Annotated in this window: 9 protein-coding genes and 1 tRNA gene; 7 read left to right on the top strand and 3 right to left on the bottom strand. The window is 45.8% G+C overall.

The genetic code is table 11. The annotated features are described in order from the left end of the window. Positions 1–112: 112 nt before the first annotated feature. The 4 genes from ACSAZL_RS22170 to ACSAZL_RS22155 all read left to right on the top strand — a co-directional run bounded on the left by ACSAZL_RS22170 (position 113) and on the right by ACSAZL_RS22155 (position 6294). Positions 113–2128: a hydantoinase/oxoprolinase N-terminal domain-containing protein gene (locus ACSAZL_RS22170; RefSeq protein ID WP_440946701.1), complete on the top strand. Its 2016-nt coding sequence runs from the start codon at positions 113–115 to the stop codon at positions 2126–2128. A 154-nt stretch (positions 2129–2282) separates the two neighbouring features. Then, complete coding sequence (locus ACSAZL_RS22165) at positions 2283–4211, top strand: hydantoinase/oxoprolinase N-terminal domain-containing protein (RefSeq protein ID WP_440946700.1); 1929 nt, start codon at positions 2283–2285, stop codon at positions 4209–4211. Positions 4212–4356: 145 nt separating this feature from the next. Beyond that, positions 4357–5142, top strand: a complete 786-nt coding sequence (locus ACSAZL_RS22160) for a helix-turn-helix transcriptional regulator (RefSeq protein ID WP_440946699.1) — start codon at positions 4357–4359, stop codon at positions 5140–5142. A gap of 363 nt (positions 5143–5505) precedes the next feature. Next, positions 5506–6294: a helix-turn-helix transcriptional regulator gene (locus ACSAZL_RS22155; protein WP_440946698.1), complete on the top strand. Its 789-nt coding sequence runs from the start codon at positions 5506–5508 to the stop codon at positions 6292–6294. A 548-nt stretch (positions 6295–6842) separates the two neighbouring features. Here ACSAZL_RS22155 and cdhA read toward each other — a convergent pair. From cdhA to ACSAZL_RS22140, 3 genes are all read right to left on the bottom strand, one after another. Beyond that, on the bottom strand, positions 6843–9260 hold the full coding sequence (cdhA, locus tag ACSAZL_RS22150) for a CO dehydrogenase/acetyl-CoA synthase complex subunit alpha (RefSeq protein WP_440946697.1): 2418 nt from the start codon (positions 9258–9260) through the stop codon (positions 6843–6845). 430 nt (positions 9261–9690) lie between these two features. After that, on the bottom strand, positions 9691–10110 hold the full coding sequence (locus ACSAZL_RS22145) for a cell surface lipoprotein (protein ID WP_440946696.1): 420 nt from the start codon (positions 10108–10110) through the stop codon (positions 9691–9693). A 268-nt stretch (positions 10111–10378) separates the two neighbouring features. Next, a tRNA-Arg gene (locus tag ACSAZL_RS22140) sits at positions 10379–10450 on the bottom strand. 172 nt (positions 10451–10622) lie between these two features. On the opposite strand from ACSAZL_RS22140, the gene ACSAZL_RS22135 reads away from it, so the two are divergent. The 3 genes from ACSAZL_RS22135 to ACSAZL_RS22125 all read left to right on the top strand — a co-directional run bounded on the left by ACSAZL_RS22135 (position 10623) and on the right by ACSAZL_RS22125 (position 13129). After that, positions 10623–11807 carry a redox-regulated ATPase YchF gene (locus ACSAZL_RS22135; protein ID WP_440946695.1) on the top strand — a complete coding sequence of 395 codons (1185 nt, stop codon included), beginning with the start codon at positions 10623–10625 and terminating at the stop codon, positions 11805–11807. A 122-nt stretch (positions 11808–11929) separates the two neighbouring features. After that, positions 11930–12604: an undecaprenyl diphosphate synthase family protein gene (locus ACSAZL_RS22130; protein WP_440946694.1), complete on the top strand. Its 675-nt coding sequence runs from the start codon at positions 11930–11932 to the stop codon at positions 12602–12604. Positions 12605–12610: 6 nt separating this feature from the next. Beyond that, entirely contained in the window at positions 12611–13129 is a 519-nt protein-coding gene (locus ACSAZL_RS22125) for a DUF5817 domain-containing protein (protein ID WP_440946693.1), read from the top strand. Positions 13130–13348: the final 219 nt, after the last annotated feature.

The following is a 13348-nucleotide window of genomic DNA, read 5'->3' as shown; positions in this document are numbered from 1 at the left end:
TGAACATTACTGGTTGAATATTATTATTACCAAAAACATACCCAGAAACGAATAACTTTCCGGAAAGCCTGAAGAAGTCACTATCCAATTTATAAAAGAGGTAAGTAAGAAAATGCACTTCAGTCTTGGAATAGATGCAGGGGGCACCTATACTGATGCCGTTATCGTAAGGGACTCTGATGGAGCGGTAGTTGAGTCGAGCAAAGCCCTGACGACCTACCCTGACCCTCTGCCGGGGATGAAAAATGCAATCGACAGACTGGACCCCGGTTATCTTAAGGATATAAAGCTCGTATCCGTATCCACCACCCTATCCACAAATACAATTCTGGAAAGCACCGGATTTCCGGTAGGGCTGATCATGATAGGAGACTATGTGATCCCGGAGAAACTTCCGACAGACCACTGGATAGCGGTCTCAGGCGGGCACAACAGCGACGGAGAAGAACTAAAAGCCCTGGATCTTGATTCCGTAGAAGAATTCGCCCTCACAGTACAGAGTAAAGTTTCGGCTTTTGCAGTCTCTTCGTACTTCAGCAACCGAAACCCTGAACACGAGCTTGCGGTCAAAAAAGCGGTAAAGGAGCTTACCGGACACCCTGTTGTGTGCGGGCATGAGCTGTCCCAGGATCTCGGAGCCTATGAAAGGGCTATAACTGCTTTTCTGAACGCCCAGCTCATCCCGATTACTCATAAGTTTACCCGGGCAATAATCAGAGAATTCGAAAGCCGCGGAATCAACGCAAACATGCTGATGCTAAAATGCGACGGGTCGGTGGTCGGAATCGAGGAAGCCCTGGAAAAACCCATCGAAACTATCTTTTCAGGGCCAGCTGCAAGCCTTGTGGGCGCCTCTCACCTCAGCAGGCTTGAAACGTGCGCAATGATTGATGTTGGCGGTACGAGTACGGATGTAGCCATGATGCAGAACGGGCTTCCGGAGCTCAGTAGTGCAGGGGCGGTAGTAGGAGGCTGGCAGACCCGCGTAAAAGCTATCCGTATGGAGACATCGGCAACCGGAGGAGACAGCCACATCTGGCTCAAAGGGGACAGGATCAATGTAGGGCCCAGGCGGGTTATTCCCCTATGCCGGGCTTCTGTCGTATACCCCGAATTCAGGGAGAAACTCAAGCACAACAGGGTAGCAAAAGGGTATCTCTGTGAAAACATCCAGGTAACGAAATTTTTTGTCCGCACGGGTTTCAGGCCTATCGAGCTAAAGGCAGGAGAACGGGAGATATACAGGCATATAGGAAACGAGCCCGTTTCCTTCGGAGACCTGCTCATAGCGCTGAAAAAACGCCCTTCACCCTCAATTCTCGATTCACTCATACAGAAAAGGCTGATTCAGGCTATAGGTTTCACACCCACCGATGCCCTGCACGTCCTGGGAGAGTATACCGAATGGGATGCGGAAGCTGCAAGGGTAGGAGCCCATATGCTCGGGCGGCCTCTGAAGCTAAGCCCGGAAGCACTCAGTGCCGAAGTAAAGCGCAGGGTTGCGCGAAACATTGCCGAAGACCTGATAGCATACCTTATAGAGGGAATGCCCAGAAATGAAATTGACAGGGTACTTCTGGGAAAGAACTTTACACGCTTCAGGATAGAAATTCCCGTTGTCCTTCTCGGGGGTCCTGTAGGGGCATACGTAGAAGAACTGCGAAAACTGATTAATGCCGAGTTCATAGTTCCCGAACACGCTGATGTCGGCAATGCAGTTGGCGCCCTTGTCGGAAAAGGAATTAAAAGGGTAGAGATTCTAATAAAAACAAGACTTGTTCCCAAGTCCAGGGAAGAAAAACCCGAAGAGGACGAGGAATACGGCATAGCTCCGGAGAGTGAAGTTATAGAAAGTGCCCTTCAGCAGGAAAAGAAAAACGAGTATATTGTGTTTTCCCCATCGGAAAGGAAGAAATTTGAAATCTATAACGAAGCTCTGGAATATGCAGAAAAGCTGGGGAGACAGCTTGTTATGGATTACATGACCGGGGCAGGGCTTGGAAAAGAGGACATCAGGATAGATGTCAGCAGGAAGCACCTGGCACCCCCCGGCTGGACCGGCGTGCCTCTGGAAACAAAACTTGTGTATGTAGGGGTCGGCGTTCCGAAGAATTCCCTGAATGTCTAAAAGAAAAGATAGGAAGAAATGTGAATTGCTGCACATTATAAGTAGAAATATATATCTTGAAACATAACTTTATGAATCCGGCTAAAAGGGAATTAATGCAGCTAAAAAGAGATAGATCGCCTAAAATAGAGTAAAAAATGGGGCTGTTTTGACAATGCAATATAGTCTGGGTATTGATGCAGGTGGAACATACACTGATGCGGTTATCTTAAGGGATTCGGACAGCCGGATCCTTGATACAAGCAAAGCGATTACCACCTATCCAAACCTGATGACCGGAATTCGGAACGCAATTGATAAGTTAAACCCGGAATATCTCAAGCAAGTAAGACTCGTGTCGGTTTCCACAACTCTTTCAACAAATACCATCCTGGAAAGGACCGGGTATCCTGTTGGCCTGATTCTTGTAGGGGACTACACCATTCCAAGGGAGCTGCCAGCCGACTACTGCATTACGGTGAAAGGAGGGCACGACAGCAATGGAGACGAACTCCAGCCCCTTGACCTCACGGCTGTAGAACAGTTTGCAGTGAGTCTGAAAAAGAAAGTATCCGCGTTTGCCGTTTCTTCCTATTTCAGCACCCGGAACCCGGAACATGAGTTAAAGATAAAGGATGTAATCCTCAAACTTACGGGGCATCCTGTGGTCTGCGGGCATGAGCTGTCCCAGGAACTCGGAGCCTACGAAAGGGCAGCAACCGCAGTCTTGAATGCCCAGCTAATTCCCATAACATACCAGTTTATCCATTCCATCATGAATGAAGTAAGGGAAAGAAACCTTGATGCGAAAGTTCTGATGTTAAAATGCGACGGCTCGGTTATAGATATAAAAGGCGCTAAACTGCGCCCGATTGAGACTATTTTTTCAGGTCCCGCTGCAAGTATTATGGGAGCTTCACACCTTTCAGGGCTCGACACCTGTGCGGTAATCGACGTCGGAGGAACAAGCACGGATGTCTCCATAATTAAAAATGGCGTACCCGAGCTCTGCGAGAAAGGGGCAGTTGTCGGGGGCTGGCAGACCCGCGTAAAAGCTATAAAAATGGAAAGCTCTGCAAACGGGGGAGACAGCCATGTATGGTTCAAGAAATGCATAAGGATAGGCCCGAGAAGAGTAATGCCTCTCTGTTTTGCTGCGGTAAAGTACCCCAACTTCAAAGAAAAACTTGAGAAAAATCCCATACCGTTGAGGACCATGCTCAATGAGCATATTCAGCCCACCAAATTTTTTGTCAGAACCGGAGTAATACCCGTCAACCCTACGGAGAGCGAGAAGAAGCTGCTGGAAGTTATAGGGGATGAGCCTCTTACTATCCACGAAATATTAAATAAAATGAAGCGTTTTCCCTCTCCTGCAGTCCTGGATTCCCTGCTCAACCAGCGGGTCATCCAGGCAATAGGCTTTACGCCCACCGATGCCCTGCATGTCCTTGGGGAATACACGGAATGGGACGTAGAAACCGCCCTGATAGGGGCCAAAAAACTTGCCCGCTTTACACAGCTTGGAGTACATGCCTTCTGTAAGAAAGTAAAGCAGCAGGTTGCCAGAAATATGGCTTACAGTCTTATGTCCTTTATAATGGAAGGCAGGGGAAAAGATGGAATAAAGATGATGCTGGAAGAAGAAGTTCCTGTCCAGTACAAGGTAAATATTCCCATAGTTCTGCTGGGAGGGCCTGTAAAAGCCTACTATGGAGAACTGAAAGCTCTTATTGATGCGGAGATTATTGTCCCCGAGCAGGCGAGAGTGGGCAACGCTGTCGGAGCTCTTGTAGGAAAAGGGATTAAAAGAGTTGAGATAACGATCAGGCCTTATTCGATGGAAAACCCGGACCAGAATTTCCTTGTATTTACCCCGGCAGGAAGAAAGAAGTTCGAGCAATACAGGAATGCCCTGGAATACTCCCAAAAAGCCGGGGAAGAACTAATCCTGGATTCCCTGAAAGATTTCGGGCTTCCGGAAAGTTCAATAAAGATAGATACAAGCATAGAGTATCTCGTTCCTCCGGGATGGAAGCAGACCCCGATGGAGACAAAGATGACGTTTGTGGGAGTCTGTACTCCCGGTTTTTCAATGGACTGAATCTACAGTTGTGCCCCAGAAACAGGTAGTTTGAAAAATGCCGGTGAAATTCTGAAATTGAAAAAGAACAGCCAAGGAACCAGCCTGCCGGAAAGAGGGATCGGCAGCATATCGCAGCATATTATACTGCAGGAAGTAGGGAGATATGGAATCTTCGCTTATTGATCTTGTTTTCCGCTCCGATAAAAGAAAAAACCTTCTTATACTGCTGGATAGCGGCTCAAAAAACATTGATGAAATCAGGGATGAACTGGATGTTACTGCTACCTCAATTCTTCCCCAGATAAAGAAATTGATAGATAGCGATCTCATCGTCCAGGAAGACCGGATGTACAAGCTCACGGTACTTGGAGAGTTCATAATCAAGAAGGTAAAGCCGCTGATCAGCGCCCTTGAGGTTGTGGAAAAAAATAATTCTTACTGGACAGGGCATGACCTGAATTCAATCCCCCGCCACCTTCTTGAAAGAATCGCAGAACTTGGAGATTGCATCCTCATAGAGCCGGACCTGAACCACATTTATGAACCCTCCCAGAAGATCATTGATAGCATGGCCAATGCAAAGATGGTTTCGACTTTTGCTTCATATTTCAATCCTGCCTATCTGCCCCTGTATGTTGAACTTGGCAGAAAGGATGCCGAACTTTCTCTTAATTTCACTCAGTCCGTCTGGGACCATCTCTCAAACGAACACTCAAATATGATAAAAGAGCTAATGAGCATGGATAACGTGAGCCTTTACATCTCTAAAGAGGGAATAAAGCTAACTGAAATTACTGTTACTGATAGAATAATGCTCCTTGGGCTCTTTGACAAAAATGGAAAGTTCGACCAGCAGTTTATTATGAGTTTTGAGCCTGCTGCCCTGCGATGGGGCCAGGAATTGTTTGACTATTTCAAGAGACTTTCCAAGCAGGTAAATAAGATATAACTTGGAAAAGACCATATAAGAGGAAAGGCACAGATGAATTCCCAACTTATTTAAAATATAAGTACTGTTCCCCCTCCGGGCATATAAAACAGAGATAGAGAAAAGTTTTGCCGGATGAGGCTCAGATATTGGGACATCATAAACAAAAAATAATGAAAAATAATTATATATCTTATAGTGGTAGTTTGTTACGTTAAAATGGCAATTTTCGGAATGTCCCCATAGTTACCAACCTGAAGGTACTTTTTTCCATCAAAAGTGATAATGGCAAGGAAGAAAGGAAAGAGAAGTGCATATACTTCTGGTATAGAGATATATACAATGTTAGATATAACAGGATAAAAACATAAGAGAGGGAATCAGATGGAATCATCATTACTGGATGTTCTCTTTCTTTCAGAAAAAAGGAAAAACCTCCTTCTGCTACTTCTGGACGGGCCCAAGACTATCGAGGAGATTAAGAATACACTGGATGTACGTTCAAGCCCGATAATGACTCAGATAAAGATCCTGATGAAGCAGGACCTGATTGTAGAAAACAACAGGCTCTACAAACTTTCCAGTATCGGAGAGATTCTTGTCCCCAAGATGAGAGCAATCCTTGAAACCTTTAATGTCTTCGATAAAAACCACGATTACTGGATAAACCAGGATATGACATCAATTCCTCCTGAATTCCTGGATGATATCGGAAAGCTTGGAGACTATATGGAAGTAAACCCGGACAGAAACCATGTATTCGAGTACCCGAAAGAAGTCGTAAAACACCTTTCCGAATCCGAGAAGGTAATGATCTCGTCTTCATTCTTCCTTCCGATCTATCCTTCACTCTGTATAGAGCTTGCGGCAAAGGGTACGGATATTACCCTCGTATTCACCGAGTATGTTTATGACAGGATGCTAAACGACTACAAAAAAGAGCTTGAACACTTCCTGAACTTAAAATACACCAAACTCTATGTCTGCAACAACAATAATATGAAAATCGCATCAAGCATAGTTACAGAGAAATTTACGGCCCTGTCCCTCTTTTGCAATAGCGGGATCTATTACAACCATAACCTTGTGAGTTTTGACGAAAGCGCGCTTAAATGGGGAAAAGAACTTTTTGACCATTATAAAGGCGTGGCAAGGCCGATTACAAAGGTCTGAGAGAAATTCTCCCTTCCATTAAAATTCCAGACTAAATAATATTAAACATATTTTTCGTATGGGTTCATAAAGAGTCTGAGGCTTTGCCTGTGGGTAGTGAGGCTTGCCATTCGGTTGCTATTCCATGCAATCACTTAACAAATATCTATCACTTCGTGTAACGGTTAATTCTCAAACCCGGTCCTACCACGCAGAAGTCTGCTGATATCATAAGAAAAAAGCGGCTCTGTAAAAGTCCCTTGATTAATTTTTGCTTAATCTATTATAAAGAAATACCATAAAACTGCTATAAAAGAAATATCATAAAACTGCTCCTTATCTGTTGTCCTCACAAAAAAGAAGGAGCAGTTAGTATTAAAATCAGATCTGTTTGTCATGGGTTTGTCATAGAACTTACGCAGTTGAGCTGAAATATCAATAGAGCATTGAACCGAACATTGAACCGAGCATTGAACCTTTAGGTGTTTAAAAATATAAATTAGAACAATAGCACCGGCTGTGCTTTATTTCGTACCTCAAATGCGTAAGTTCCCTTGTGTCAATCTTTTTCAGGCCTCTTTGCAAAGTCTCTTGAGGTTAGTTGGCTGTGCAGAGACATCGAATTTGATCTTCGGACCGGATATGATCTTCTTCCTCTTCCAGTCAATTTCCCATCCCTGCTCTGCCTCGAGCCTCTTTAGGAGTTCTTCACGCTTGGCAAGCGGGAGGTCAGCCTCATTCCTGACGAACCTCCACCAGTCTTCTGGCTCTACACCAAGGTATTTCTTTGAAAGCTCCATCCAGTGGGTCAGCTTTATGGACCTGCCCATGTTGTTGTCAGACGGGCGGATGCAGGCTTTTGCCATCATTGGGAGGGCTTCCTGCCAGGTCTCTGCTGTTGTCAGGAGGAATTCCGGTGCTGGTGGGATGTTCATCTCCGAGCCGTCCCTAGCGTCAAAGACTTTCCACTTGGACTCGTCATAGTTCTTGGCAATCAGGGCTCTCCTGTACTTTGAACTGTGCGGGCCGAGCACTGCGGGGATACCGTAGATGTTACATCCGGTACCGATTGAAGCTGCTTTCTGTGAGTATGCACCCCAGGCAAGTCCGCATGCACCTACACGGTTGAGAGTGTAGTCTGCAACTTCTGCCAGGTTTCCTGCCAGGGTCCTCTGGGCAAAGATTCCGGCAACTTTCTCAGCGGCTCCAGTAATGTGTGCATTGGACACACAGGAACCGGTGTTAAGCAGTCCGCCACCTGAGAATGTACCCGGGTACCTTTCGTAAAGGGTCTTGCCGTCCTCGTCTTTGTACATACCGATATCCATTGCGGAACATCCGCTCACTACCACAAGATAGTTCCTCCTCAGGAACTCTTCGGCAATGTTGTAGACATCTTTGGTACCGGCCGGATAGTTCGGGCATCCTATGATTGCAATGATACCCGGAGTAGTTCCCATAACGAGGTTCAGGCCTTCTGCCCTGATTTCCGCGTCACTTGCCTGTCCTCTGCCGGACCTGACCCATCCTTTCTCTTCACCGATGGATTTCTGTGAAGCCTTCTCAAGCACGTTCAGGATTGGGATTTCCTTCTTACAGACCTGCTCACAGCGGCGGCAGCCGATACAGACATCGTGGAGGGCTTCAAGGTATTCGTAGCTTCCCTTGGCTGCATATTCCAATGCTTCCGGGATATCGAGTTCTTCCGGACATGCCAGCAGGCATTCTCCGCACTTGGCACACTTGTCTATGTATGCCTTGAATTCCTCGTCAGTCGGAATTGCCGTTATGCCCTCTGCATCGCGGATCGGAGCCATTACTTCGGCAATCTTCGGGACAAGTGCTCCGAGTTTGTCATAGTCCAGCATCACACAACCCGGAATTGCGCCGGTCTTGAGTTCCTCGACTATTGAATCCACATCTGCGTCTGTGCGGTCAGGCAGACCCATCATGATCTTTTCGTTTGATGCGATCACGGGGATCTTAAGTTTCATAGATTCTGCCAGGACATCTCCGCGGACGCACTGTTCATCCACAACAATAACATCAGGCATTCCGGAGCGGATAACCTTCAATTCCTTTGCCAGGGATCCTACGATCTTTGCGTATGGAGCTCTCCTGTCAGCTTCCTTGTACCTGGTCATGTCGAATGCGGTACAGCAAAGCCCGGCAATTTCCATCTTATCGGTCAGGTTGTTCTCTTCCATGTAGTCCATGATGTAGGTTACACCTGCCACGTTGTGTCCGATTGCGACAATGAGTGGCTTGGACTTGTCAATGGATCCCATGCCGATTTCAATGAGCGGGGCTTCAGGGTCAGCTTTCGGGAAGTCATATGCTGAGACCTGAGCGATATCGGAAACTTCCATACCGACGTGGTCAAGACTGCCGCTGAAGAGGGCTTTTGAGTCGTAGTCAATTTCAGCGCTTTCCTGCCCTGCGTGGATGGTCGCAAGGAGCTGGGTGAGCTGTTCTTCAACATACTCCATCGGGGCTCTGCATTCTCCGAGGGTCTTTGGGCTCATCCCTGTGCAGATTGTAACGTTGGGGGTCAGGACGTTTGATTCTCCAAGGTTGAGGGGGAGATCTTCGCCAAAGACTTCTATTACATGGTCAAGCAGGTGGCGGCCGTGGGCAGCGTGGCAGGCAGTACCTGTAATTACACGGAGGAAGAATTCCCTTCCGGTGTGTCCGGCCATGTCAATTCCGCAGGCTCCTCTTTTGTTTCCGGAAAGGTCACATGGTCCGTAAGTACAGTAACAGCACTGGTCACACATGGGGGTCAGGACGGGTTCGTAGCGGTCAAGAAGAAGCAAGTTCCAGCTTCTGTAGGATGCCAGGCCTGCCAGAGCAGTGGGACCCATCGGGCCCAATTCCTTTGCTTTTTCTTCAGCAGCCTCCTTTGCTGCCCCTACAATGTTGTTGATAGTGATCTGAACGGATTCCAGATCTTCTATAGAAAAACTCCCGGTAGTTAGTTTGCTCATTTGAGCTTTACCTCCTAAATTTGTTTAAAGTCAACTTCGCCAAGACGATTGCAATTAAGATCTGCGGCATATTCTTAATGATTATACATTATATATTTTGCCGTCTACTTTAAAGCTACAATCGTTTAAATCAAAGCTTACGCAGTTGAAGGTAAAAATCGAATCCTCTGGCGTTGTGGTTTAAACTTATTTTTAGGTTGATGAAAGTTCAATGCTATTGACCACTCTGTTAATCTGCGTAAGTTATGCACTTTATATATTAAATTCCTGAATATATAAAATTTGGGTTATAAAATATTTTTCTATTTTTTAGCGAAGAACAAAGAAGCGTTCAATACTGTTTTTACAAAAATATTGGGTAAAAACCTTATTAAGAATATTTTTACAAAGTCAAAAAAAAGAAGCTTTAAAAAAGGAAGAACGGAAGTTCTCAACTCACCCTTATTGTAACATTCATTTCCGGAACGTCTTTCACAGTGAAGACGTAAGTTCCAGGAGTGTTAAAGGTATAACTATAAGGGACGCTGTAAGCCATTTCCTGATCCGGGAAGAGGCCGTCTTCACTTACGAGGACATAGTTTCCCTGCCTTTTGCCACTCCACCAGGAGACCGTATCCCCTGCAAGGATATCCAGTTCAGAAGGTCTAGTTACATTATAATACTCAAGGCGGACAACATAATCCTTTCCATCTGAAACAACATTTTCCTGCGGTACATTTTCTTGCGATTCCGTTACTGCGGCTTCCGAAGCAGCGGATTCCTCTGTTCCGGATCCCGCATCTTCCTCGGCACAGCCTGAAGCAAACAAAAACACAAACACCAGAAGTAAAACCAGAATTTTCCCTTTCATGAATCTCACCATCTTTTAGTCTGTATTTATAAGATAATTTATATTCATTATCTTTTTGATAGATTTAAGAGATTAGTGAGAAAAAAACAGAAAGAAGATAGGAAGGAAAAAGAGGATGCAACTAGTCGTGATGGAGAAAAAACGAAGAATAGACAAAGAACAGACAAGGGGTAGACAAAGAAAAAAACAAAGAATAGTCGGGAAGAGATAAAGAATAGATAAAAAGGGATGAAGAATAACCGGAAAATAGAATGAAAATAAGAATTTACGTCCCGACTGAGACTTGAACTCAGGTCTAAGGCTCCGCAGGCCTCAAGGATATCCACTACCCTATCGGGACGCAAGCGAGCACCACTGATAAGCACATTCTAGAATATAAACTTTGTTACTCAAAAGGTGGCTGAACCTGCGGCGTACCGGGCTTTTTTCCCCGAAAATGGGGAGAGAAAAACCTGTTTCCACGGCTTCAATATCAATAAAGATTAAATGCAACAAGCTCTTTTTTATAATTTATGTCGATGACCATAGGCCTTGCAGGAAAGCCCAATGCGGGCAAATCCACTTTCTTCAAAGCTGCTACCCTTGCAGATGTTGAAATTGCAAATTATCCTTTCACAACTATTAACGCCAATCACGGCGTCACATATGTCAGGGCTGAGTGCCCCTGTAAAGAGAAGGAAAAAATATGTGGAAAGTGTGTGGACGGCGTCAGGCTTGTTCCGATTGATATCATTGACGTTGCAGGGCTTGTGCCGGATGCCTGCAAAGGAAGAGGACTTGGAAATACTTTCCTGGACGAGCTACGGCAGGCCCAGGCAATAATTCATGTTGTAGACGCCTCAGGCGGGACAGACGCCGAGGGCAACCCCGTAGAAATAGGAGACCATAACCCGCTTGATGATGTGGCTTTCCTGAACAGGGAAATTACCATGTGGCTCTATGGAATTCTGGAAAGGAACTGGGTGAAGCTTTCCAGAAAAATCCAGGCAGAAGGGTTAAAGCTTGAGCTCGTGATTTCGGAACAGCTCGCAGGGGCAGGAATAAAGGAATCGCACGTAAACGCTGCCCTGATCGATACCGGGCTTGCAAGGGTGGATCATATTAAATGGACTGAGGAAGATATGATCCGGCTCTGCGACACTATGAGGGAGATCAGCAAACCCCTGCTTATTGCTGCAAATAAGGCAGATATTGCCCCGAGAGAAAACCTGAATAAGCTCAAGGAACTTGACAGGATAGTGGTCCCTACCAGTGCAGCTGCCGAACTGGCTTTGAAATCAGCGGCAAAAAGCGGAATAATCAGGTATGCACCTGGGGACAGAGACTTTGAGCTGCTTACAGAAGATCTTACAAAAGCCCAGAAGAAAGGGCTTGAAGCCATCCGTAAAGTAATTGAACGGCTTGGCACCACCGGTGTTCAGGAATGCATAAACAGGACGGTCTTTGAACTTCTGGACCTTATTGTAGTATATCCCGTAGAAGACGAAGGAAAATGGTCCGACAAAGTAGGGAACATGCTTCCGGATGCTTACCTTATGAAAAGGGGTTCTACCTGCCACGACCTTGCATACCAGATCCATACCGAAATAGGAGACCGTTTCCTGTATGCGGTGGATGCAAGGACGAGGCTCAGGCTAGGGGAAAAACATGAACTGAAAAACGGGGACGTAATCAAGATCGTATCTACTGCAAAATAACCTGCTTGGAAACGAGCTGAGAAAACCTGAAAGCCTGGAAACACAAGATAAAAAATAAAAAAGACCGGGCCAGTAAATTAGGAGTACCGAGCCATTTAAGGCATTTTTAGAAGGAATACTCAATGGACCTGCTTTCTTTTGGTCATCCTCTCTATGAGAGGTTCCTGGCCTGGCAAATAACGAGGTCAACTACAAAGACCCCGGAGCATGTAGCTATCATACTTAAGGAGACCGACCTCCTCGAACCGAGAGGGATGGAAAAACTCCTTTCTGCGCTCCTCATATTCAAAAGGTTTAAGGTAGAACTCGTGAGCATTTATGTAGATATCCTGAAGGCTGACCAGCCGGTGAAAACGGAACTTGCGTCAACGCTTGGAAGCAGCCTGGAAGAAAGTTTCACGGACCTCCCTTCCGGAACAGGGTATAAAGTACATGGCCTTGAAGGGGAAGTAAAGAGCAGCAGGCAGGGAAAGGACTTTTTTGTATATGTATCACTCGGGTTTGGAGGGAGAGGGGAAATCACCAGGGCCGTACTCTCTATTCTTGAAGAAGTTAAGGCGGGAAGTGTCAGACCTGAAGAAGTGGACGAAAAGATGCTTGAATCCCACCTTCTTGTCAAGCACGAACCCGATATAATGATCCGTTCGGGAGGGCAGAAACTTTCGGATTTCCTTGTCTGGCAGTCCGTATATTCGGAACTCTATTTTACGGACGTCAACTGGAAAGATGTGCGAAGAATAGACCTTTTGAGGGTAATAAGGGATTTCCAGAAGAGGCAGAGAAGATACGGAAAGTGAGAAGAGATGGAGTTAGGAGATAAACCCGCCCGTTATGTTGTGGTAGTCTGCCCCGAATGCCGGCAGCATGCCCAGATAACCGAGACCGGGAAGAAAACTCTCAGGTGCCAGCACTGCGGAGCCCTCCTGAAGGCACGAAAACTCAGGATATTCGGCTCTTTCGAAGAATTACCCGAAGCTGTGGACTTCAGAACTTGCCTGCAGGCAGAACTTTCCGGAAAAGGAAAAGAAACTTTTTTCCTGAAGCCTCATCCTGAAGAAGCAAGTCCCGAGGATCAGACAGGGAAAAAAACTACTCGGACGGGACTCGGGACTTCTTCTGGACAAACAGCCGCAAAAAAAGATCAGAAATCAATTCTCAAAGAGATCCTCGAGGTCTCGGAGGGAAAAATGGGAATTGAAGAGTTTCGTGAGAAGGCTGTGGAAAGAGGGATCAGCCGGAAGAAATTTAATACAATCCTGGAAAAACTTCTGGAAACAGGGGAGCTTTATTCTCCCGAACCGGGGATTGTGAAACTGGTATAATTTATGAGCCCCGGAATTGTAAAACCTGTACAATAATTAATATCCGGATCGAATATAGCAGCCGGACTGATCATACACGGCTGAGACCTTTACTGAGAACTTACGCTGCCATTTTTAATGATTGGAAGGGCCATAGAAAAAGTTAATAAAAGGAAGGTTAAAAGACTTTTTGCGGTCTGAAAAATTCTCTTTTCCGGGGTTTTCAGTAGCAGTTATATG

Source organism: Methanosarcina mangrovi, from assembly GCF_052057765.1.
In the GTDB taxonomy this organism is placed as follows: Archaea; Halobacteriota; Methanosarcinia; order Methanosarcinales; family Methanosarcinaceae; genus Methanosarcina.
This window is presented reverse-complemented; position numbering and strand designations above follow the sequence as displayed.

Coding starts and splice junctions, on each gene's coding strand:
- ACSAZL_RS22170 (WP_440946701.1), top strand. CDS start 113: ATGCACTTCAGTCTTGGAATAGATGCAGGGGGCACCTATACTGATGCC.
- ACSAZL_RS22165 (WP_440946700.1), top strand. CDS start 2,283: ATGCAATATAGTCTGGGTATTGATGCAGGTGGAACATACACTGATGCG.
- ACSAZL_RS22160 (WP_440946699.1), top strand. CDS start 4,357: ATGGAATCTTCGCTTATTGATCTTGTTTTCCGCTCCGATAAAAGAAAA.
- ACSAZL_RS22155 (WP_440946698.1), top strand. CDS start 5,506: ATGGAATCATCATTACTGGATGTTCTCTTTCTTTCAGAAAAAAGGAAA.
- cdhA (WP_440946697.1), bottom strand. CDS start 9,260: ATGAGCAAACTAACTACCGGGAGTTTTTCTATAGAAGATCTGGAATCC.
- ACSAZL_RS22145 (WP_440946696.1), bottom strand. CDS start 10,110: ATGAAAGGGAAAATTCTGGTTTTACTTCTGGTGTTTGTGTTTTTGTTT.
- ACSAZL_RS22135 (WP_440946695.1), top strand. CDS start 10,623: ATGTCGATGACCATAGGCCTTGCAGGAAAGCCCAATGCGGGCAAATCC.
- ACSAZL_RS22130 (WP_440946694.1), top strand. CDS start 11,930: ATGGACCTGCTTTCTTTTGGTCATCCTCTCTATGAGAGGTTCCTGGCC.
- ACSAZL_RS22125 (WP_440946693.1), top strand. CDS start 12,611: ATGGAGTTAGGAGATAAACCCGCCCGTTATGTTGTGGTAGTCTGCCCC.